This window comes from Paracoccus yibinensis, assembly GCF_030846195.1.
GTDB classification, from domain to species: domain Bacteria; phylum Pseudomonadota; class Alphaproteobacteria; order Rhodobacterales; family Rhodobacteraceae; genus Paracoccus; species Paracoccus yibinensis.
In genome coordinates this window covers 19685-41252 of the sequence record NZ_JAVCWH010000017.1, presented here as the reverse complement: position 1 = coordinate 41252, position 21568 = coordinate 19685, and the positions used below count along the sequence as shown (strand labels likewise).

General features: G+C 59.5%; 18 protein-coding genes. 9 read left to right on the top strand and 9 right to left on the bottom strand.

All coding sequences use genetic code 11. The features are described 5' to 3' along the window. Window positions 1–133 precede the first annotated feature (133 nt). Window positions 134–1069 carry a glycosyltransferase family 2 protein gene (locus RAH32_RS18780; protein WP_306609960.1) on the bottom strand — a complete coding sequence of 312 codons (936 nt, stop codon included), beginning with the start codon at window positions 1067–1069 and terminating at the stop codon, window positions 134–136. 173 nt (window positions 1070–1242) lie between these two features. Between RAH32_RS18780 and RAH32_RS18775 the strand changes: the two genes are divergently transcribed. From RAH32_RS18775 to xrtD, 3 genes are all read left to right on the top strand, one after another. Continuing rightward, a complete protein-coding gene (locus RAH32_RS18775) occupies window positions 1243–1668 on the top strand; it encodes an IS5 family transposase (protein ID WP_306609959.1) in 426 nt (141 codons plus the stop codon). Between the two features lie 12 nt (window positions 1669–1680). Beyond that, window positions 1681–1998, top strand: coding sequence for a transposase (locus RAH32_RS18770; RefSeq protein WP_306609964.1), 318 nt, complete (start codon window positions 1681–1683; stop codon window positions 1996–1998). Window positions 1999–2217: 219 nt separating this feature from the next. Continuing rightward, window positions 2218–3780: a VPLPA-CTERM-specific exosortase XrtD gene (gene xrtD / locus RAH32_RS18765; RefSeq protein WP_306609958.1), complete on the top strand. Its 1563-nt coding sequence runs from the start codon at window positions 2218–2220 to the stop codon at window positions 3778–3780. A 39-nt stretch (window positions 3781–3819) separates the two neighbouring features. On the opposite strand, the gene RAH32_RS18760 is transcribed toward xrtD, so the two are convergent. Genes RAH32_RS18760 through RAH32_RS18750 form a run of 3 tightly spaced genes read right to left on the bottom strand, consistent with a single transcriptional unit; the run spans window position 3820 to window position 7531 of the window. Continuing rightward, on the bottom strand, window positions 3820–5118 hold the full coding sequence (locus tag RAH32_RS18760; RefSeq protein WP_306609957.1) for a glycosyltransferase family 4 protein: 1299 nt from the start codon (window positions 5116–5118) through the stop codon (window positions 3820–3822). Further along, on the bottom strand, window positions 5115–6323 hold the full coding sequence (gene epsE, locus RAH32_RS18755) for an exopolysaccharide biosynthesis GT4 family glycosyltransferase EpsE (protein ID WP_306609956.1): 1209 nt from the start codon (window positions 6321–6323) through the stop codon (window positions 5115–5117). The genes RAH32_RS18760 and epsE overlap by 4 nt, the downstream gene beginning before the upstream one ends. Next, window positions 6320–7531 carry a glycosyltransferase gene (locus RAH32_RS18750; protein ID WP_425589734.1) on the bottom strand — a complete coding sequence of 404 codons (1212 nt, stop codon included), beginning with the start codon at window positions 7529–7531 and terminating at the stop codon, window positions 6320–6322. The genes epsE and RAH32_RS18750 overlap by 4 nt, the downstream gene beginning before the upstream one ends. Window positions 7532–7652: 121 nt before the next feature. Here RAH32_RS18750 and RAH32_RS18745 point away from each other — a divergent pair, with 121 nt between their 5' ends. Then, window positions 7653–8774, top strand: a complete 1122-nt coding sequence (locus tag RAH32_RS18745) for a glycosyltransferase family 2 protein (RefSeq protein ID WP_306609954.1) — start codon at window positions 7653–7655, stop codon at window positions 8772–8774. A 7-nt stretch (window positions 8775–8781) separates the two neighbouring features. Here the strand turns inward: RAH32_RS18745 and RAH32_RS18740 are convergent, their stop codons facing one another. The 3 genes from RAH32_RS18740 to RAH32_RS18730 all read right to left on the bottom strand — a co-directional run bounded on the left by RAH32_RS18740 (window position 8782) and on the right by RAH32_RS18730 (window position 12085). Next, window positions 8782–9879: a glycosyltransferase family 4 protein gene (locus RAH32_RS18740; RefSeq protein WP_306609953.1), complete on the bottom strand. Its 1098-nt coding sequence runs from the start codon at window positions 9877–9879 to the stop codon at window positions 8782–8784. 107 nt (window positions 9880–9986) lie between these two features. After that, window positions 9987–10982, bottom strand: a complete 996-nt coding sequence (locus tag RAH32_RS18735) for a glycosyltransferase (RefSeq protein WP_306609952.1) — start codon at window positions 10980–10982, stop codon at window positions 9987–9989. 101 nt (window positions 10983–11083) lie between these two features. Continuing rightward, window positions 11084–12085 carry a replication initiator protein A gene (locus RAH32_RS18730; protein ID WP_306609951.1) on the bottom strand — a complete coding sequence of 334 codons (1002 nt, stop codon included), beginning with the start codon at window positions 12083–12085 and terminating at the stop codon, window positions 11084–11086. A 444-nt stretch (window positions 12086–12529) separates the two neighbouring features. On the opposite strand from RAH32_RS18730, the gene RAH32_RS18725 reads away from it, so the two are divergent. Together RAH32_RS18725 and RAH32_RS18720 are read left to right on the top strand one after the other, a co-directional pair. Next, the gene (locus tag RAH32_RS18725) at window positions 12530–13930 is read left to right on the top strand and encodes an AAA family ATPase (RefSeq protein ID WP_306609950.1); all 1401 of its coding nucleotides are present in this window, start codon (window positions 12530–12532) and stop codon (window positions 13928–13930) included. Beyond that, window positions 13930–14889, top strand: a complete 960-nt coding sequence (locus tag RAH32_RS18720) for a ParB/RepB/Spo0J family partition protein (protein WP_306609949.1) — start codon at window positions 13930–13932, stop codon at window positions 14887–14889. The genes RAH32_RS18725 and RAH32_RS18720 overlap by 1 nt, the downstream gene beginning before the upstream one ends. A 42-nt stretch (window positions 14890–14931) precedes the next feature. Here RAH32_RS18720 and RAH32_RS18715 read toward each other — a convergent pair whose 3' ends face one another. Together RAH32_RS18715 and RAH32_RS18710 are read right to left on the bottom strand one after the other, a co-directional pair. Further along, window positions 14932–17883, bottom strand: a complete 2952-nt coding sequence (locus RAH32_RS18715; protein ID WP_306609948.1) for a right-handed parallel beta-helix repeat-containing protein — start codon at window positions 17881–17883, stop codon at window positions 14932–14934. Between the two features lie 1070 nt (window positions 17884–18953). Further along, window positions 18954–19589 carry a DsbA family protein gene (locus RAH32_RS18710; RefSeq protein WP_306609947.1) on the bottom strand — a complete coding sequence of 212 codons (636 nt, stop codon included), beginning with the start codon at window positions 19587–19589 and terminating at the stop codon, window positions 18954–18956. Window positions 19590–19923: 334 nt separating this feature from the next. On the opposite strand from RAH32_RS18710, the gene RAH32_RS18705 reads away from it, so the two are divergent. The 3 genes from RAH32_RS18705 to RAH32_RS18695 all read left to right on the top strand — a co-directional run bounded on the left by RAH32_RS18705 (window position 19924) and on the right by RAH32_RS18695 (window position 21505). Beyond that, window positions 19924–20760, top strand: a complete 837-nt coding sequence (locus RAH32_RS18705; RefSeq protein WP_306609946.1) for a sulfotransferase family 2 domain-containing protein — start codon at window positions 19924–19926, stop codon at window positions 20758–20760. Between the two features lie 116 nt (window positions 20761–20876). Further along, window positions 20877–21119, top strand: a complete 243-nt coding sequence (locus RAH32_RS18700; RefSeq protein WP_306609945.1) for a type II toxin-antitoxin system Phd/YefM family antitoxin — start codon at window positions 20877–20879, stop codon at window positions 21117–21119. Further along, on the top strand, window positions 21119–21505 hold the full coding sequence (locus tag RAH32_RS18695; protein ID WP_306609944.1) for a type II toxin-antitoxin system VapC family toxin: 387 nt from the start codon (window positions 21119–21121) through the stop codon (window positions 21503–21505). Before RAH32_RS18700 ends, RAH32_RS18695 begins: the two co-directional genes overlap by 1 nt. Window positions 21506–21568 lie beyond the last annotated feature (63 nt).

Sequence of the window (21568 nt, the reverse complement as noted above, 5' to 3'; positions counted from 1 at the left end):
ACCGGAGCAGGGGGGTCATGTTAAAATTGGCCTTGCACAAACACCAATCAGCCCTGCCATCTTTGCATGAAGGCCTGCCGACGACAGAAAGCGACGCCGGCTAAGCTATCGGTAAAAGGATCGGATCAGGCCTTCACGAAAATCGGGACACCCATGCCGCTGCCCGCTCGGCCTCGATCTCAGCCACTGCGCGGACTTTGCCCACCTTCAGCGCCCGGCGCTGATAGGCGCGGATGAAGGCGCGCAGCTCGGTGTCTTGGTGCCGGACTTCGCGGCGCAGCCAGGCGCCCAGGAAGCCTTGGATTGTGGCAAGCCCGCCCAAGACATAAGGGGGATGCGCCATCCGGTAGAGGCCGGTGGCGATGAAATATAGAGGATCCGATCCCATGTAGTACTGGCCGAAACCGTGCCGCCTGCGTCCGATGAAGACGCTTTTCTGCGACGAGCCCATGAGGCGCAGATGTTCGAAGCGCAGATCGTCGTCGTTCCAGCTCACTGCGATCCAGCCAAGCTGCCGGGCCTTGTGGCAGTCGATGGCGTCCCACATTACCTCGCGCACGAAGCCGCCGATTGCCTCGAAACATTCGCGGCGATAGAATTTTGTCATGCCAACCGACATCTCGTCGCCGCATTTTTCCGACACCCAGCGGCCTGATGCAGTCCTGAACCAGGGCTTGCCCGAACAGGTGCCGATGCGAGGGTTTTCCTCCATTCGCATCATCAGGATTTCAAAATAGCGGGGCGGTAGATCCAGATCCAGGTCCAGCTTGCACAGATAGGAATAGGCTGCGGCATCGACTTGGTCTAGGCCGTGATAGAAAGCCTCGATCACGCCCGGTCCTACGGCACGGTGGCCTCGGTCGGGCTTGGTCACTACCTGGATGAAATCGTGGCGCGCCGCATAATCGGCTAAGATCGCTGACGTATCGTCAGTGGAGCCGTCATCGATGATTACCCATTTCGCGGGCTGCACGCTTTGCGCAAGAACACTGTTCAGCGTGCGGCGCATAAAATCCGCTTCGTTGCGGCAAGGGGAAATCAGAAGATAGGCGCGCGATCCCGCTACCATTGCAAGCGATCCTTGTAATTGCCGGTTGTTCTGGCCTGTCCTGCTGCGAATCGCAAGACGGGTCGGACCTGCGCGATCCAATGTGACCAAAGGTTAGGTAGAAAACTCATACGGATCTTTGTAATTCTGTGATAATCTTCCTTCCGATTGGGTTCGGCAGGGGTGAGCGTGTTATGGCGCATCTGTTCTGGCTTTCGGACAAAGCTTGGGCGGCCATCGAGCCGCATCTTCCGCAGGGGTTGCCGGGGAAGCCCAGGGTGGACGACCGTCGGGTGATCTCTGGCATTCTGCATGTGCTCAAGACCGGCTGCCGCTGGCGGGATGTGCCGGCTGCCTATGGGCCACCCACCACCATTTACAACCGTTTCACCCGCTGGTCATATCGAGGGATCTGGCAACGCATGTTCGAGCGCCTTGCAGCTGCGGGGCCAGTGCCGGAGGAACTCTGTCTCGACAGCACCCACGTGAAAGCCCACCGGTCGGCTCAGAGCACAAAAGGGGGGCTTGGCCGCAAGCGGTCGGGATCTCGCGCGGCGGGGCGACCAGCAAGGTCCATGCACTGGCCGATGCTCAAGGCCGAGGGGTCGCCTTTGCCCTGAACCCCCGGAAACATCCCGGACATTCACATGGCTATTCCGCTTCTGGAGGAACTTTCCCGTCCCAAAAGGCTGATTGCCGACAAGGCTTACGATGCCTTGAGCCTGCGTCGCTGGCTCAAGCGTCGGCGCATCAGAGCGGTGATCCCCTCCCTGGCCACGCGCACCTTTCCCTTTCCGTTCGATCGGAGAGCATACAAGCGGCGCAACGTCATCGAGCGGATGTGGGGAAGGCTCAAGAACTGGCGCCGTATCGCGACCCGATACGACTGCCTTGCCCGTAACTACCTGGCCAGTCTGGCACTAGTTTCCATCGTGATTGCTTGGACCTGAATGAGTTTTCTACCTAGGGGCAGGCTTTTGCCCTGCATGGCTCAGTCCTGTGAAACAGCAAAAAATTGACCAACTTGTCTGCATGGATAACATGTATTCCCGGCAAGAAACGGCTAAGGTCGCGCGATGGGAAAGTCAGCCGGTTTCCTTGTCCAGCGGTCTTAGAAGGTATTTTAGTTCATGGCTTCCAGCGAAAATATTACAGTTGCCCGTGACCAGATGTCGTTCAGCACCGCAGGGATCTTTCTGCTGGCCTTGGCGACGGTTGCCGCAGGGTGGTTCTTTATCGATGGCTTGGATGCTCTGCTGCTGGCCTGGCAGACGCCTGAATACAGCCATGGACCGCTGATCCCGGTGCTTTCGGCGCTGATGTTCCTGCGCGAACTGAAACAATATCCTCCCCAAGACGGCCCGGTGCGGGATCGCTGGCCCGGGGTCGCCGTGATCGCCTTGGCCTTCACATTCGGCGCTCTGGGCAAGCTGGCGCAGGTGGACGACATCGTGGCCTATGCCACGATCATCTGGGTGGGCGGGATCATCCTGGTGACAATGGGATGGTCGCGGGGCTGGCATTTCTGGCCCTCGGTCCTGCACCTGGTCTATATGCTGCCGCTGCCCGCGACGCTGTATTACAAGGTGTCGATCTGGCTGCAGATGGTGTCGTCAGAAATCGGGGTTGGCATCCTGAAGCTGTTGTCGGTGCCAGTTTTCCTGGAAGGCAACATCATCGACCTGGGCGTAATGCGCCTGCATGTGGCCGAGGCTTGTTCGGGCCTGCGCTATTTGTTCCCGATCATGTCCTTCTCCTATATCTTTGCTGTGCTTTATCGCGGGCCCAAATGGCACAAGGCGGTGCTACTGCTGGCTGCGGTGCCGATCACCGTCTTCATGAACTCGGTCCGCATCGCCGTGGCCGGGATCATCGCCAATGTCTACGGTATCGAATGGCTGGAGGGGTTCACCCATTTCTTCGAAGGTTGGGTGATCTTCATCATCTGCATCGTGCTGCTGTTCGCCCTGGCGCGACTGATGCTGCTATTGCATCCCGGCCGGCCGTCGCTGGCCGATGCCTTGGATCTGGACACGTCGAACCTGCTGTCGCAGGCCGGGCGGCTCCGGCTAATCCGACCCTCGGGCGCGATGGTCGCGGTGGTGGTGCTGGGGTTTGCGGCGCTTGCCGCCTGGCAACTGGTGCCGCAGGATCGCGGCCAGCTGGTCCAGCGCAGCGCCTTCGCCATGTTTCCCACGGAGCTTGGCGCTTGGCGCCAGCGCGGCCCTGAGGAGCGGCTGACCCCCGACATCGCCAAGGCCCTTGGCGCGGACGATTACCGCCAGGTCACGATGATGCGCGACGCCGCCACGCCCGTGGTGGGGCTGTTCATGGCCTTTTACCATGATCAGTCAAAGGGCGGCATCCACTCGCCCGAGATCTGTCTGCCCTCGTCCGGTTGGGAAATCGCCAAGCTGGAGCGCGTGGACATCGCCCCCCGCCTGGGGGTGGACAGCCAATTCATGCTGAACCGGGCGATTATCCAGAAAGGGGAAGCCCGGATGATGGTTTATTACTGGTTCCAGCAGGGCGAACGCCGCGTGGCCTGGGATGTCGCCGCCAAGTTCTATTTGCTGGCTGACGGCATCCGTTCAGGCCAGACCGATGGCGGCATTGTGCGCCTGACCACCCAGATGGGCTCCGAGGAAGCCGAGGAATCGGCCGAAGCTCGGCTTCTGGAGATGACTCGCGAGGTCATCGCGCCCCTGCCAAAGTTCATGCCAGAGGGCTGATTCACCTCTGCGGCGCAAGGCCGCCCAGGACGCGGCCCGTCATCCTTGCAGCAAAGCCGGGGCGGTCCCCGGCTTGCCCTGCAGGATCCAGTCATAAACCCGGGCGATTTGGCCGGCTTTGGCGTCCCAGGTGAAGTCTCGCAGCACCCTAGCCCGCGCGGCACGGCCCAAGGGCGGCAGGACCGAAGGATCAGCCAGCACGCTTTCCAGGGTTTTGCGCAATTCCGCCACGATATGCGGGCGAGGGCCAAGCGGGATCTTGAAGCCGGTCGCATCCTCGACCAGTTCGCCCGGACCAGCATAATCGACGACCACCGGCACCACGCCTAGGGCCATCGCTTCCAGCACCACGCCACCGCCGAATTCGCGGATAGACGGAAAGGTCAGCAGGTTGGCGCAGACTGCCACGTCCTGCACTGCCTGGTGCGGCAGGTTGCCATGAAAGGTCACAGCATGGCCGATCTCCAGTTGCCGGGCCTGGGCCTGTAGGTCGCCCATCATCGGCCCATCGCCGATCATGTCCAGCACCAGCCGGCCTGCGCGGGCTAGGGGGGCAATGGCTTCAAGCAGAATGTCCGGTCCCTTGTAAGGCACAAGACGGCCGATAAAGCAGGCGCGCAGCGGGCCGGACAGATCCTGCGGGGCGACCTGATTGAAGCGCTCCGGGTCAATGGCGTTTTCCGGCAGCCAGATGGTCTTAGACTGATGGGCCGGCGGGATTTCGCTTTCGGTATGGCGGGATCCGGCCAGGATGACGGCGGCGGCAGCCAGGCTGCGTCCACGCAGCGGGTTCAGCTTATAGGCGCTGCGCAGATAGGACAGCCACTCCCGTTCCTGCCGCCGCTGGGCATCGAAGCCCCTCGGCCAAGGCACTCCGCCGTTCAGCGGACCCAGGACGAAAGGCACGCCGGCGGCTGCGACCTTGGTTGCCATGGGTGAGACGATGGTGGGCGACAAGGGCGTCACCCGATGAACCAGATCATATTCCCCGGCTTGGATCGGCCTGCCGAAACGCTGCCATGCCAGCCGTTCGAAATAAGGATAGGATAGCGTGTTGATGGCGGTGATCATGGTCCAGCCCTTGCCCTCGCCCATCCGCAGGATGTTGGACAGCCGGTGCAGGGGCCGGGCGATGGCTTCGCTGTCAAGGGCGGTGAAATCCCGCCCTTCGACCAGACCGGCCCGTACGATGGCGTCGCGGTTGCGGATCTGTGTCACGATATGGACATCGGCCATCTGCCGCAGCGCCGAGGCCAGCGACCAGCCGACCAGGGGGACCGAAACCCATTCAGGATTGGCGGCCTCGGCGATGACAAGAACGCGGGGGCGGCTCGTCATGGCCTGTTCCCTTTCAGGGCCGCGGCAAGCGCATCCGCGCTGCGGCGGGAACTGAAATCCGCCAGGACCCGTTCTCGCGCGGCAATCCCTAGGGACCGGCGCAAGCCCGGATCCCGCATCGTCCGTTCCATAGCGTCGGCCAGGGACCGGGCATCTTCCGGCGGCACCAGAAGCCCATTGCTTTCATGGTTTATCAATTCCTTGACCCCACCTGCATCGGTGCCGATAACTGACAGTTCGCAGGCCATAGCCTCCATATAGGCGACGCCCAAGGCCTCATTCCGGCTTGGCAGGACGAAAGCATCTGCTGTTTCCAGTTCCTGCCGCAAAAGCGTTTGGTCGATCGAACCAAGCAGTACGATCCGGTCAGAGACATCGGATCTTGCAAGCGCTGCCTCAACCTCGCGCCTGTATCCCGTGCCGCCATGATCGTCTTCTCCGGCGATGCGGATTCGAAAATCCTGTTCCTTATATCTTTGATGCAGGATCGAGGCGGCTTCGATCAGGATATCATAACCCTTGACGCGGTTTAGCCTGCCGCAAGAAAACCACGTAAAGGGATCGGGGTTGTCGGGACGCGGCACCGCAGGGGGGCGGAACAGGTCGGTATTCACGCCCATTGGCACAACTCGGACCTTGTCCAGCATGTTCGGCATGAGCTGGGCCACCTCGGCCCGCAGGGTTTCCGTAATCACAAAAACAAAGGCTGCCTCCTTCCATTTGACCGGCTGGTCGGGACCATAGTCCTTGAACGGGCCATGCAGGACAAGGCTGTAGGGAATGCCGGATATCCGGTGGCACAGGGCGGCAATCAGGGCGAAATTTGCACAGGAATGGACATGCAGATGCGACAGCCCCTGCGCCTTGCAGATCCGTGCCAACTGCAGTGCCATTATGACAAAGGCCCAGGTCTTCGGTCGATGCAGGATTCGGCGGATGTCGGAGTCGGCGGCAAGGCGCGGCAGGGCCAAGGCCAGATCCGGCATCAGACGCGCCAGTTCCGCCTTGGGCAGCGGGTAAAGCTGGATTGCAGCGGCTTCTTCCACCCAGTCGTGAAAGACTGGTTTTGGTGCCAGTCGGGTCGAGATGATCTGCGACAAAATGCCATGGCCGGATTTCAACGCCTCGATTTCCCTCCAGAAGAAGGAATGGGTCTGGCCTGGAAATTCCGGGATCAGGACAGCGATCTTGGTGGGCAGGCTCATGCGGGAATCCCCTCCTGAAACAATGCAGCCAGCTTTTCTGCCTCTTGCGTGATATTGAACTCGGCTTCGACCTTTCGTCGCCCGGCCTCGCCCATTGCCGCCGCGCGGTCAGGCACGGCTAGAATGTCGCAGACGGTGGTTGCCAGGGCCGTTGCGTCGCCCGGCGGCACGATCCGGCCCGATACGCCATCCTCGATCAGTTCGGGGATGCCCGCGATGCGGGTGGCGACTACGGGACGGCGCGCGGCCATCGCCTCCATCAGGACCACCGGGACGCCCTCGGCGAATGAAGGCAGCACGAAAACCGCGGACCGAGCTAAGGCATCTGCTACCTCGTCCTGACTTTGATAGCCCGCAAAGCGGATGACCCCTGACAGGTTCAGCCGCCGCACCTGGTCCTCCAGCATGGGCCGCTCCGGCCCGTCGCCGATCAGCGTCAGATGAGCATCGGGATGGGCTTCTAGGATCTGGGGCATCGCCTCCACCAGTACCGGCACGCCCTTTTCCACGTCCAACCGGCCCACGAAGAGCAGCCCCCGGCCCGATGCCGGTGGCGCGTCATACTGGGCGGGCTCAACCCCGCAATGGACAATGCGCAGCTTGGACCAGTCTTCGACCAGACTGGCCAGCATGCCCTGCGACCGGCAGTAATGGGAAATGCAGGCCACGAAGATCGCCTCGTGGATCTTGGCATCCAGCCGCCACAGCTTGGGATCGGCGAAATCGGCGGGACCGTGCAGGGTAAAGCTGAAGGGAATGTCCGCCAGCCGCGCGGCCAGCAAGGCCACGGTGCCGCTGGCCTGCGCGAAATGGTTGTGCAGATGGGTAACGCCCTGGACCTTTAGATGCTGCGCCAGCACCGTCGCTTCCAAAAAGTAGAACAGTTGATAAAGGCCTGCCCGCAGCCCCGGCCCACGCATCGACCAAGCCTTGCGCAGGGTGCGCCCGTAAAGCCTGGGGGTCTTCAGCGCTGCGATCTGGGCGCCGATCAGGCGGCGCGGCTGTTTTGCATGATCCAGCAAGTTGAAGGTCGCTTCTCCCTCGGCCCGTTCGGCGGGACCGCGAAGTTGGCCCGGCCGGGGGCGGCGGACCGAACAGGTCAGGATGTCCAGACCCTGCGCCCGCAGCGCCGCTACCTCGCGCAGGATGAAGGTGTGGGAAACAGCGGGATATTCACCGGTCAGATAAGCGATGCGAGGGGAAGGCATAGGATAAGAATAACTCATGTAAACCGGCTTGCCGGCATCTAAGCGGAAAACGCGGCCAGTGGCCATGGCCGCGCGGCGAAGTTTATTTTCATCTGTTCCTGCCCTTGAAGGCTGGAACAGGATGGCCCATCAGGGCCATAGTCCAGAAGCTGCCGCATCAAGAGTTTACCTGCCTATGCCCACCTGGTCCCTTGTCGTTCCCACCTATAACCGCCGCGATGTCCTGTTGCGCACCCTGCCCTTGGCCTTTCGGCAAACCGTTCCACCGATCCAGGCTGTGATCGTGGATTCCTCGGATGATTGGCAGGTCACGCGGGATGCCGTTCAGGCCTTGGCAGCGAAGCACCCAGAAATCCGGCTGGATTACCTGCAGGCGGTCACACCGTCATCGGCCACACAGCGCAATCAAGGGGTTGAACAGGCAATCGGTGACATCGTGGTAATGATCGACGATGACAGCTTTCTTTATCCCGATTATGTGGAGCGGCTGCTGGCGGTCTATGCCGCCGATACACGGGGCGTTCTGGCGGGCGTCAATGGTGTGAACGTGCCTGCCATACCTGATACCCAAGCCACGGCGGAACTGGCGCGCAAAGCAGATAACCAGGAAAAGGTTAGGGGACTGCGGGATCGGGTTAGGGAATACCGCCTGGGGCGCTGGATCAGCAGCCACATCCTGTTCCAGGACATGCATACGCTGTTTCTGAAATACGAAGGGGAACGGAACCTAACGATACCGCAGGATTTCGCCCATCTTGATGTTACCCCGATGACCTTCATGTCAGGCCATGGCCTGAGCATAAGACGCGACATCGCTCTGGCTGAACCGCTGGACCGGTCGCTGCGCTATTACGCCGCACTCGAGGATCTGGACGCGTCCTACCGCTATGGCCGCCACGGCCTCTTACTGCGCGCCAATGATGCCAAGTTGCATCATTTCGAAGTTGCGGGCGGGCGGGTAAAGCGCCGGACCGCCACAACCTTTCAGCTTCTGAACATGTTGGTCTTTCTTAAGCGCAATGCGGATCGGCCGCAGGTGTGGCTTGCCCCTTACCGGCGGATGCTGTGGCGGCGTCTTCTGAGCGAGACCATCAAAGATGCCGTATCGCACCGTTGGGATTTCCCGCAAGCCAAGGGGGTGCTGGGCGCCATGCGCGCATGGCGCCAGGTTTGGCAGATCCCAACCAAGGATCTGGATCAATGGTATCCTGGCTATCAGCGCTGGATCTTGGACAGACACTGACCCTTAATTACCCCGCTTGGGACAGCGGACGGTCCTGTTGCAGGCAGGCTAGAACGGCGGCTTCGAAATTCTGAGCGGCTTGCGGCAGATCCCGACCTTGCGCGGTCTGGAAGGCTGCCTCGGAAGCCGCCTTCCAAGCTTCGGGCGTACGGCTCAGGAAATCCAAGGCAGATTGGGCGAATGCCTCGGCGTCGAATGACGCTATCACCCCGTTGCCCCCGTCGATCAAGTCGGGTGCCGCCCCGGCAGGCGTGGCGACGACCGGTGTTCGGCTGGCCATGGCTTCCAGAAGCGGAAGACCAAATCCTTCGCTCCGCGACACAAACAGCCACAGATCGCAAGACCGATAGATTTGCGCAATGCGGTCCTGGGTCGGATTTCGTTCAAAGGAAATGCAATCCGGGCTGTGGGCAGGCAGTTCATCCACGCCAAACGCCCTGAAATGCAAGTCGGGCCGTGCATTGCGAAGCAGCCGGATGATCTGAAGGGCCATGCCGCAATTCTTGCGTGGGTGCCGAGCATACATGAACCCGACTGTTGGGAGTTCACGCCGATCCCGTTTTGGCGCGCCAAAATGACCCATATCGACCCCGTTCATGACTACACGGCTGTCATGACCAAATTCCGATAAAATCTTTTTGTGCAGCCAAGGTGCTACGACAATCTTATGGTTCCTTTGACGATAGACAGCCCGGACACGTTTGCTGAATTCTGGATAGAAATCTTCGTAATCCTGGATGAAGTGGATATGGCGGCCCTTGGAAGGGGGCAGGCGATTAGCCCATTCAGCCGTCGTCCACCAGGTCGAGATGATCGCGTCGGCATCGGGAATATCCTGGGATCTTACCCATCTGGACTCGTCCAGGTGGATCACCGGAACATCAATTCCCGCAAAATGCCCGCGTTCGGCTTCAAGCGGCGGCGTCGGCCGTCCCAAACCCATTATGTTGAGAATTTGCCGCTTTCGACTGGGCGTATACCGTGGGCGGCGCACAGCAAAGCTGACGCTGTGACCTTGGTCAAGAAGATGGCGCGTATATTGTGCTACAACACGCAGCCCGCCAGCTAGGTTCGAAAGCTCTGGCAAGGCAAAGGTAATGCGCATTCCTCAAATCCCGAAACTTGCACAGGGCTGTCAATCATTGGTCTGTTAAGCGGTCTAGAGCAGGATGCGCAACCGCAATCGGATCAGCTTTCTAGTGTTTTACGGCTTCAACGTGGACGCGATCGAGTTTGGCGGGGGGAATCAAGCAAAAGCGGCCGCATAACCAGGCAGGTAAAATCACCAAAGAACTCCTTTGGTGCAATTCTTTGATGTCCGCGTAGCATGGCCAAGGGCGCGTTCAGCACCACCCCCGCCATCCAGGCCAGGGCTGCCGCAATGGCACCCCGGCGGCCGCGCGTCTTGAGGTAATACAGGCGCCAGGAATGATACCAATAAGCAGGCTTGCGCTTGCGAACAGGATGGCCGCTTTTGACATCCGTTGCCGCGCCTTCGACATGTTGAACGCGAGCTGCTGGGACATAAAAAATCCAGTGGCCCTGTTTTCGCATGCGAAACATCAACTCGACTTCTTCATAATACAGGAAGAAATCGGGATCGAAGCCGCCCATCTCCCGTACCACCTCCAGGCGCATCATCACTGCGGCACCTGAAACCCAATCGACCGGCCCGTCGGGATGATCCATGGGCAAGGGTACCAGCCGGTCGCGGAAGAGCCGGCTAACGGGACCAAAGTTTAAGGCCTGAACAAACTCGCTCCATGGTGAAGGGAAACGAAAGGCAGCTGTGACGGGCAGACCCGAGGGCAATGCGATCCCCGCGCCTGCTGCAGCAGCCTGACGCGCGCCATCCAAGCGGTCGGCCAGAATGGCGATCGCCTCGTTCTCAAGCTGTGCATCAGGATTCAGCAGGAAAACATAATCGGGGGGGGCAGGTCTTTTAGTCAAGGCATGCAGAACGATATTGTTGCCCCGGCCGAAACCGTGGTTTTCCGCCTCGAGCCACAGGGTGACCCGCTCTCCCCAGCGGCGCTGGGCATGGGCCTCGGCAAGAACTGCCCCGTCCCCACTGGGCGAGGCATTGTCCAGCAGATGGATCTCGACCAAATGACCGTTATGGCTGCGTCCCAGCACGCTTTCCACCGCTGCGATAGCCAGATCGGCGGTACCGTAATTGATGATAATGACGGCGACAGAAGATGGCATGGGCAAACACGATCAGGACAGGAACTGGGGCATCATTGCCCTATAACTAGGAAAGCCGGAAGCCACTAAAAAGGAGATCGCACCACCACCCGGTCCAGTATTCAAGACCGGGTTTTGATCCATCCAACAAATGCCCGGTCTGGACTGCGCAACCGGGGCTTGCCAGTCGTGGCCCACCAATTGCGCCATTCGGCGGCCAGAGCATGGATATCTGCACCGGGAACCAGGGTGCGAGCTTGGTCCAAGGTCTCGGGTCGCAAATGCGGACCCTCGCCCGGCTCGGTCACCGCCGCGCGGGGGGTGACACGCAGAATGTCGCCCCCATCCTCGGACAAGACGTAATCGGGCAGGCGGTTTTCACGGATCATCTCGCGCAGCATTGCGCGAAAGACGCGAAGGGGACTGGTTGATCCAGTCTTCTTGGCCAAGGTGACAACCGAAACCGTCCATTCGGCCTGGCGCCCGCAATGCTTACGCGCAAGTTCGTAGATCCGCCGCTCAAGAGGCTTTCGCATGCGAAAATAGTCCCGGCTCAGCGTCAGCACGGATCGCGACAAAACGGCGTTGAAAAGCCATTCTGACAGGGTGATGGTTACCGCGATCATCCGGCCGGCACGGGTCTTGCGGACGATTTCCCAACTTTCGATCAGACCGAAGCCTTGGGTGATTTCCTTGTCGCCTGTCACGATGTTGGTGGTGATGCGGGTGCCCGCCAGCCGCTCGAAGGCATCGCGCAGCCGCTTGTAGCCATCGCCTGAGGTTTCGCGGTGAGTGGCCTGCAGCAGGTCATGAGCGGTCAGCGACAGCTTACGCGACACGGCCCGTCCCTGGTTCAGCGCGGCCATCAGCTGACTGATGCAGAAGATCAGGATATCGGCGTCGAAGATGGTCGCGCGGCCCTTGACGCTGGGCGTCACGGTCAGCGTGGCACCATTGTGGTCATAGCTGACAACCCGGCGATCAGGCCGCGTGGAGAGCGAGAAGATCGGATGCTCCATTGAGGCCAAGTCATGCTTGGGCACGGCGGCAAAGAAATCGCAAACAAAGAAATCCTGCACAAGGCCTGTCTCGAGTAGTTGCGCCATACGGGCTGATCCGGCCATGCCCTCGCCTTCTCTGCTGCGACCCGCACACGAGGCCTCTGGACGGGTCAGGCAGGCTTCGTCGTTTCATTGACACCATCCTAGTTATCCACAAGCCGCCCGTCCAGCGAGGCGCAGCATAGGGAAAAGATTGTTTCGGGGGATCAGAGTCAGTGCGACGTGGGATCAGAGTCGCCCTATCGTGGGATCGGATTCAACATGATATCGTGGATGAAAGGAAAGATCGTTAGATTTCAATTGCATATCTAACATCCGTTGGGGGGTGTTGCCTGCGTAACTTAATACTAACTAGACTCTAACAAGGTTGGGCTGATGAAAATGCCACATGAAGGCCAAGGAAACGCAAAATCTGCCCAGAAAAAGACAGAAAGGTTCTCAAAATTGGTGCATGTGCCGCCTTTAAAGGTATGATTCCTGAAAAACGTCACATGAGGCGGATCTGTAATGAGCAGCCAAGATACTCCCCCGTATTTCAACATCTCGCCTGACCGGGCCTTGTCGATGCTGGGCAATCCAACAGACACCGAGGATCTGGCCAGGATAGCTGCCAGTTACCGGAAAGGGCGTCAGGATCTGGTGGGACGGGGTCTTGAGGAGAGTGGCGCCCGCAAGCTGCGACTGTTTTCCACCTGGGAGATTACGCGCTATCTGATCCCGGTTGCCCCACAGCATTTCCGCCGTGTCCTGCGCCAGAACCCCGACCTGCCTCAAGGCCGGTCAGAAACCGAGGGGGGCGCCAAATGGTTCACACTGGATGAGGTGCAGCGCCTGCGCGCCCATTTCGGGGCCGAAGGGTCGAAGTCCAAGGAATACCTTCCCTATCGCCCCAAGGGTCTGCCCGCCAAGATCGTGGCGGTGGCGAACTTCAAGGGAGGGGTGGGCAAGACCTCAACCTGTGCGCATCTAGCCATGTCGGCCGCGCTCGACGGATACAAGGTGCTGATGATCGACCTGGACAGCCAGGGGTCGCTGTCGTCGATCTTCGGTGCCCAAGCCGAGGATGAATGGCAGACGGTTTTTCCCCTGCTTGCCCGCCACTACGCTGAGACGTTGCGCGCCGACAATCAGCGCCGCATCGACCGCGGCGATCCGCCTGTGGCGCTTGACGACAGTCTGTCGGACGCCTTGAAGATCAAGGCGGGCGACCTGATCCGCCCAACCCATTGGCCCAACATCGACCTGATCGGGGCGCAGCTGAACCTCTATTGGGCCGAATTCCAGATCCCCGTCTGGCGCATGGCCTCGCGCGGCTGGAAACTGTGGGACGCGCTGACCGAGACGCTGGCCGCAGACGACATCCTTGAGCGCTATGACCTGATCTTCTTGGATACTCCTCCGGCCCTTGGATACCTGACCATCAACGGCCTTGCAGCGGCCGATATCCTGCTGGTGCCCTTCGGGGCCTCCTTCCTGGAGTTTGATTCCACCGGGCGGTTCTTCGATATGCTCCATTCCACCTTTGCCAGCATCGAGGATAGCGAGAACACCGCTGCCCGCGCCCTAGGCCGCGAGGAGCTGCATTTCGAATGGGACGCGGTGAGGGCCGTGCTGACGCGCTATGATGCAAGCCAGCAGGCGGAACTGGCCGGGCTGATCCAGTCCTATCTGGGTTCCTCGCTGTCACCGCACCGTCAGGACTTCACCGCGCTGATCGGCCAAGCGGGCGAACAGGTCCACGGCATCTATGAGGCTGATTACCGTGACTTCAACCGCGAGACCTATGCACGGGGCCGTGAGACTTTCGACCGCACCTATGCAGCCTTCAAGTCTCTTCTGCTAGGCATCTGGCGCCGCGAAGAACTGGCAGGCAAGGTTTCGCATGCGAAAATGGAAGGAAAAGGCTGATGGCCAAGCGCAAGCGACTGACCGCCCTTGGCATGGTGGGCGATGCGGAAACGAACCCTGTCCCTGTGCCGGTTCCCCCGGTGGCACGCATCGCCGCCGAGGCTGCGGCGCAGGCGGCGTTGGAGGATCTGGCGGCCGAACTGCGCCAGGCGCGGGACAGCGGGCGAATGGTTCTGGATCTGCCGCTGGCATCGATCAAGGCGACTCATCTTCAGCGCGATCGCATGCATATGGATCCCGAAGATATGGCATCCCTGAAAACCAGCATCCGCGACCGAGGTCAACAGATGCCGATCGAGGTGGTGGCCTTGGCGGAAGGGAATTACGGCCTGATATCGGGTGCCCGCCGTCTGGCAGCCCTGATAGCCCTGAATGATGAAACCGGGGACAGCCGGTTTGCCACCGTTAAGGCTCTGTTGCGCCCCTTCGACGCCGCGCCCGAAGCCTATCTGGCCATGGTCGAGGAAAACGAAATTCGCGCTGACCTGTCTTTCTATGAACGTGGCAGGCTGGCTTACGAGGCCGCACGGTTGGGGATCTTTGACAGTCCGGCAGCGGCGGTGCGGATACTATTCCAGCATGCACCCGCTCCAAAGCGATCGAAGATCCTGTCTTTCGTAGCTCTGCACCAGGTCTTGGGCCATGTACTGCGCTTCCCCGAAGCAATCCCGGAAAAGCTGGGACTGGCCCTGGTCAAGGCGATCGAAGCCGACCCGAAGCTGACGTGCCGGATCGCAGCGGATCTGGACGGAGTGGAAACAGCCCGTGAGGAGCGCGCGGTTCTAGAGCGCGCGCTGAGCAAAAGGGGGGGAACCGTCCGGCAGGACGCCGATGACATTGACCAAGATATGGGGCAGGAAATCCGCCTCCGAGGACGAGCTGGTAGAATTACCTTGAGCGGAAGAGGCATAACGGAGGCGATAATTGCAGATCTGGTCACCTGGTTGGAAAGCCGATGATGGTTTCGCACGCGAAAGGCATTTCGCGTGCGAAAGTGTTTTTTACAAAGGATCGTCGGTGACTTGCGGCATGGCTGCCTGAAGGTTTTCCCACAGAGCATTCAGGGTGGCGTTTTGGCTATGGCCGATGAAATCAGCCTCGCCATTGCTGCTGCTGTTGATCTGGCCGCTGCCCGTTCCGGTATCGCTGACCAGCAGGACAACCTCGTCCTCGGCATAGTCGATCTGGATCAGGGCATCCTGGTTGCTGCCCAAGCCTGTGACGGCGATGCTGTCGAAGGACCCTATCACCTGATCCGCCTTGACAAGGGTCCAAGCGCCGCCGGTCTTTGCATCCAAGGCTGAAAGGTCGATCGTTAGATCCCCGCCCAAGCGAACCCCGGAAGTCACATTCGAGACCTCGAAAGCCCCGGAGTGGAATTCCGAGATTTTTCCCAGACCTGCGGCATCTGCCACAAAGGCCAGGGCGGCATCATCATGCAGATGCAGGGTCGCGATCTTGCCATCGCCGCCATCGAAGCCGACCTTGGTCTTGCCGCCGCTGATGGTCAGACTGCTGCCACCAGCGAGATCGAACCGCCCACCGGCCGTTGCCAGAAGAAGCTGCGCGTCTTGGATGACATCAATCTCAGCATTGCCTGTGAAAGCACCGGTATTGGTGAACCTCCCGCCGGCCATCTCAATCTGAAAAAGGTCGCTGTCACGATATCCATCGAGCCAAATCTGCCCGGCATTGTCGATCTGCAAGAGATTGCCGGTCCCGGCAGTCGAAATCTCTCCCTTGATGTCCAGCCTGCCCGAAGTCGCCTTCAACTGCCCGAAATCGCCGAAGATAAAGTCGTCGATCGTCGCGGTTTCTGCCCCGAAGAGTACCCGATTGCCGCCGAGATCAATACTGTCGCCATCCTGGGTGCCCGGCAGGTCCTCGGTGGACCAGTTCAGCCGATTGTCCCAGCGGATACCGTCGGCACGCTCGTCAGGCATGAACCGCAGGACCTCGGCTTCGGCCCGCAGGGTGGTGTCAAGGTCGAAGCCCTTGCGGAAGAAGGCGTTAATGACATCGGCATCGACGGCGCCGCCCAGCCTTCCATCCGCCTGGGCGCGGAGATGGTTGGCCAAGTCGCCGATGGTGGCGGTCTTTTTGCCCAAAAGCTGGGCAGCGAAGTTTTGGATGGTCGTCTGGTCCAGGACAGACGCAGAAAGGGCCTCCGTGTTCAGGCTGGGTTTCTTGCCCCAGTTATGGATGATCGTGTCGTTGACATGGGCTGTCTCGTTGGACAGCGGCGGATGCGTCACTGTCTTGACGGCTTGTTCGGCAGGGTCATTGGGATTTGCCAGATGGGCGATGATGTTGTCGATCAGGGACGTCTGCTTGCCATAATTGCCGATGCCCATGGAGAGCGCGCCGTCTGGTTTGGCGATCTTCTGATAGCCGGCTGAGGTGACGACATTGTCCAGCAGAAGAGTATAGTTCATCCCGCTGAAGAAGTTTAGCGCGGCATTGTTGTCGATAAAGGCGTTGTTCTCAATCACTCCGCCCGGCCGAACCTGGGCGCCAAAGGAAGAGCCGCGCATGAAGATGTTGTCACGCACCGTGACATCCATATTGTCGTTCTGAACATACAGGTTGTGGCTGAACTTGCTGGGCGGCATAGGGGATGAGGTCGACAAGTTGGGATCAAATCCCTCAGCCCAGCCGCTGTGGTCGAACAGGTTTCCTTCGAGAAGGGTACCATCGATATTCGAAAGATAGGCGCCGGAAATCCTGTTTCCAAATGGCTCCCAGGTTTCGCCGCCATGCACGGAGCTAAGTCGGGCGACATCGATGATGTCGGAATTCACCATCGTGAAGTTCTGCACGTTCTCCATGACCAATCCATCGAGCGTGACCCCGATATGATCGAACAGCAGGTTTTTCCCAAGCAGGCCCCGGATATGGGTGGTGTTGATGTCCTGGATGACGATATGCTTGACCTGATCCTGAAAGATATGGATCGTGCCCTTGATCAGGGGATCATCGCCTTCGCCATAGGCGCCGACATACATCGGATTTAGTGCGCTTTCCCCCGTCGCGCCGCGGCTGACGATGCGTCCGAGATCCTCGTATTCATACCCCCGTTCGAACAGCAGCCAGTTCGAATTTGGTGCCACGTGGTGCCCGGTCGTGGCATACCACAGTTCCATGCCAAGTTCCGTATCCAGGGCCTTGTCGGGCGTCGCGCCGTATTGAAGATGGTCCTTCAGCCAATTGCCCGTGACCTGGCTGACCGGGATGCCCTCGGCCTTGGCAATCTCGGCGCGGGTTAGGCCATGCGCACCTTCGGTCACGTAAACCTTGCGATGGTTTTCACCATGCTCGACCACGACGCGGCCGTCGCTACCGGTTTCCAGCATGTAGAAATCACCCTGGCCCCAGCCTTCCGGTTCCTGACCGGCTATCACATCGACCTTGGCCTGGACCTCCTGAAATCCACCGTTCTTGTAGGTAATCTCATATCGGAACTCGGTATCCGCCTGGTTTTTCGGCTCCTCGCTCAGGATCAGAGACAAGCTGTTGTCAGGATTGACGCTGACATGTCCATGGCTCGATTGCGACAGGATGCGGATGCTGGCAATCTCATCGCTGTTGCCCTTGGGTTGGATGGTCGTGACGCGTCCCGCCTCGGCCGCTAGCGTATCGGCGTGCAAGGACATAGGGATCGAAACAATAGGTTCCCTGGGAGAGGGAATATCCACATGCGAAACAACAAGCTCTTCGATAGGTTCCTCAGCAGGCGGGATATCCACAGGGGACGTGTAGCCGGTCTGCTGGTAGGCCTTGTCCAGGAAAGAGGCACCCTGGATATCCGACATTATGCTAGGCTTGGCCTTTGTAGGGGTGGAAGTGACAATTTGCAAAGAGTTCTGCGCCTCGTCAGCGGCTTCCACGCGAGAGGAAGAACCGGTTGGGCCGATTGATCCAAGCGGGGTAACAAGAAGATCACGCAGCAACATTCTTTCATTTCCTCAGATAGGATTTCTGGATCTGAAAAGACGAGGTTTATATGGCAGGGGGTGTTTAAGAGCGATTTGCACACAGAGGGAGATGGAAAGAAAAGCTAGGCAAGTTCTTGCCCTTCGCCTTCACGTTATTCGGCGGTCCTCAGATGAGGGCAGATCGGATACCCGACCCCAAGCGGGTCTTCCTCCAAAATCATCTGGGCCATAGAGTATTTTTTAGAAAAAGGTCCTGAAAGTCAGATCAGCTCTTCTGTGCACAAGGGATAAAAAGAAAAATCCTGGATAGCGATGCTATATAGTATTATTTTCAATACCTTGTTAGAATTAGCTATGCGTCACGAATTCCGGTTCTAGGGAGGGATGCGCCAAGCCGCAGCATCTTAGATCCCATGATCGGGCAATAGGTTTTTCGCACGCACCGGAGCGAAAAGGTAGGTATTGGCTGATCGGTTGATTTTAGCCGAAATACAACCTTAAAGAGAAAACGGAAAGCCTGTCACCTCTTAAGGGCCGTGGAGCGTCGGCGAAGACTGGGCGTCAACAGGGGGATATTCCAATCCAACTGGGCGGCCCATAGGGTAGAACGTGTTCCGGTCTTTTGCTTCGCTGATCAGACGGGCGACCCAGCGTGACGGCCCGCCTGCACCGGCTGTTCAGATCGGATGCGCTGTCCGGGCGATCCATGTGCTATGTGCTTGTCGGCGGCTCGGCCGCAGTCGTGGATCTGGGCGGGTTCCTTTTCCTGGTCGGGCGATTTTCAGCACTCCTGCCGCTGCATCGGCAAGCTTCGCCTTGGCGACAGTCTGGAATTTCCTGCTGTCCTCCATTGTCGTTTTTCGCCTTGATTTGACATGGCGGCGGTTCACCCTGTTCATGGCTTCGCCCTTCTAGGTCTTGCGGTGAGTACCGGGGTCACCACTCTGGCCGCTCTCTGGATGCCCGGCGCGCTTGCTGAGGTCGCGGGCATCGGTGGGGCCTTCGGGGTGAATGCTGGATGAACAATTCCTTATGTTCCGCCGCGCCTGAAAAGCTCGATGCAAGCCAGGACGTCGGGCAGCCGTCCGTCAGGCCAGTCCCAGCGTTTGGCGCCCGCGCGCCACAAGCCCGGCCAGATCGGCGCGGCTCTGTTCGCCGAAGGCGGCCTCGTCGCCGGCGATGAAGGTGGGCGTGCCCATCAGGCCCATGTGTTCGGCAAGCTGGAAGGACAGCCCGATATGGCGAATCACAGGCTCGGCCTCCATCCCCCGGCGCAGGGCAGCTTCCTCCAGGTCCAGTCGGCGGGCCATGCGCATGACGCTGGCTTCCTCGGCCCGACCCTTCATCGCCATCAGGGAGGTGTGGAACTGCCAATACCGCCCCGTCTGCAGCGAGGCCAGCGAGGCGCGGGCCGCGAATTCCGACCCTTCGCCGAAGACCGGCCATTCGCGATACACCATCCGCAGCCGCGGGTCCGAGGAGATCAGGCCCTGGATCGGCTCGACCATTTTGCGGCAATGCGGGCAGTTATAGTCGAAAAAGACCGACAAAGTGATGTCGCCATCGGGATTTCCCAGGACCGGCGCAGTCGGGTCGCGTTCAAGTGCTTTGCGCAATGCCTCGGGCATAGGGTTCGGGCGCGCGAGATCCGCGGCTAGCGTGGGAAGCGCCCCCAGAACTCCCCAGGCGGTGGCACTGGTCAGGACCAAGCGGCGAGCGATCATGGCGAAACCTTTCTGGAAGGGATGCCCTTTAGTAACCCATAGGCTGTGCGCAGGGGAACGCCCAACCGGTCACGATGCTGTAGGGAAGGGCAGAGCTCCCAAGTTGCTTTGCAATTTTCGCTTTCCCTGACCTGTTCATTGCGTAGGACGCACTGGTTCCGGCGCGACAGTGTTGTTCAATCAAGGCAACTGCTTGCTAACTTGCGGCCGCAGCTATTATGAAAGCATCTTCTGCCAAGATGCCAAATCCGGCGTTCTCCCATGATCATCAGGCTCAGGACTATGGCTTGCTTGAGGGTTTGCGCCCACGTCATGATAAAGCCGAGAGTTGCCGATGATCATCAGCCCGCGTCATAAGTTCGTGTTTGTTCATATTCCGAAATGTGCGGGCACCTCGGTGCGCACGCAATTGATCAAATGCGATTCCGGCCATATTGGGATGGGCGAGGTGGGAAGCCATTCTGTCCTTGGAAACATTGATTATGGCCATGTGCCGCTTTCCCTGTTGAGGCAATATTTCCCGGAAAACTATTCCTACCTGGAGCGGTTCACGTCCTATGCGGTAGTGCGCGATCCATTGGACCGGTTCGGCTCATCCTTGCGGCAGATGCTGTGGCGCTATGACAACCGGCCCATGACGCTTATCCCCCAAGAGGAATTGCGCGACTTGACGCGGAAGGCCATCGAAGACGTGGCGGCTGAACTAGACCGACCATCCAGCAAATACATCTTCTTTGCCAGGCAGCGCGATTTCATCTATGATGAAGACCGCAGGATTGTTGATCACTTGATCCCAATGGAGCTTGTGCCCGACTTCATTGCCCATATCGGCCGGATTACGGGTACAGCTATGGAAGCCGGCACGCGCAGCAATCAAAATGTCGAACTTCGTTTCAAGCAGGTCGGTGGCCTGGCCTATCGTGTGAACGATGTGCTGCGCCGCAGTTTGCCACTGGATATGCATGCTCGAATCAAAAATATGGCCTTGCGGCTGCTTTCCATCAAGGAAAGCGCCGCTGAAGCAAGTGGTATCCTCCAGATGGAGGAGGTCCGTTCTTTTGTGGAAACGCATTACGCCCACGATGCACAGATTTATCGCGAGGTAGCAGCCGGGGCGGCTGCGTTGAAGGCCACTCTGCAGGCAGACGATCTGCCTAGAAAGATTGCCTAAAGGGTATTTCTACGTGATCGGGGGCAAGGCGTTGAATTCCATTACGCAGCACAGCCCCCTGCATTGACCTTTTTGCTCTGTGAACTAAGTTTCTTGGACTAAGGAAAGATTTGCCTATGAAGACCGTGAACATCTACGAGGCAAAGACTCATCTGTCCCGGCTGGTCGATGACGCGGCGCATGGTCAGCCCTTTGTCATCGCGCGCGCGGGCAAGCCCCTGGTCAAGGTCACGATGATCGAGGGCAATCCCCCTCGCCGCCTGGGTTTCCTGGAGGGCCAGGCCGACATTCCCGACGATTTCGATGACATTGGGGCGGACCCGATCCGCGCCCTGTTCGAAGGCGGTGATCCCGCCTGATGAACCTGCTTCTGGACACGCATTTGCTGCTGTGGGCGGCGTTCTGGTCAAGCCGTCTGCCGCCTGAGGCCACGACCATGATCGCCGATCCGCAGAACCGGCTGTGGTTCTCGGCCGCCTCGATCTGGGAGGTGGCAATCAAGCGCAGCCTGGACCGTCCCGATTTCCGCGTCGATCCCGGCGTGTTGCGGGCAGGTCTTCTGGCCAACGACTATGCCGAACTGCCCATTGCCGGGCGGCATTGCCTGGGCCTGTCGGGCCTTCCCGCCCTTCACGCCGATCCCTTCGACCGCATCTTGATCGCGCAGGCCTTGGCCGAGGGGATGATGCTGCTGACCTCGGATGCCCGCGTCGCGGCTTATCCCGGACCCATCCGGGCGGTCTGATCCGAGCCGCCCTGTTCACATGTCCGGGACCGGGTCGATATCGGTTGTTCCTTTTGGCGCAAT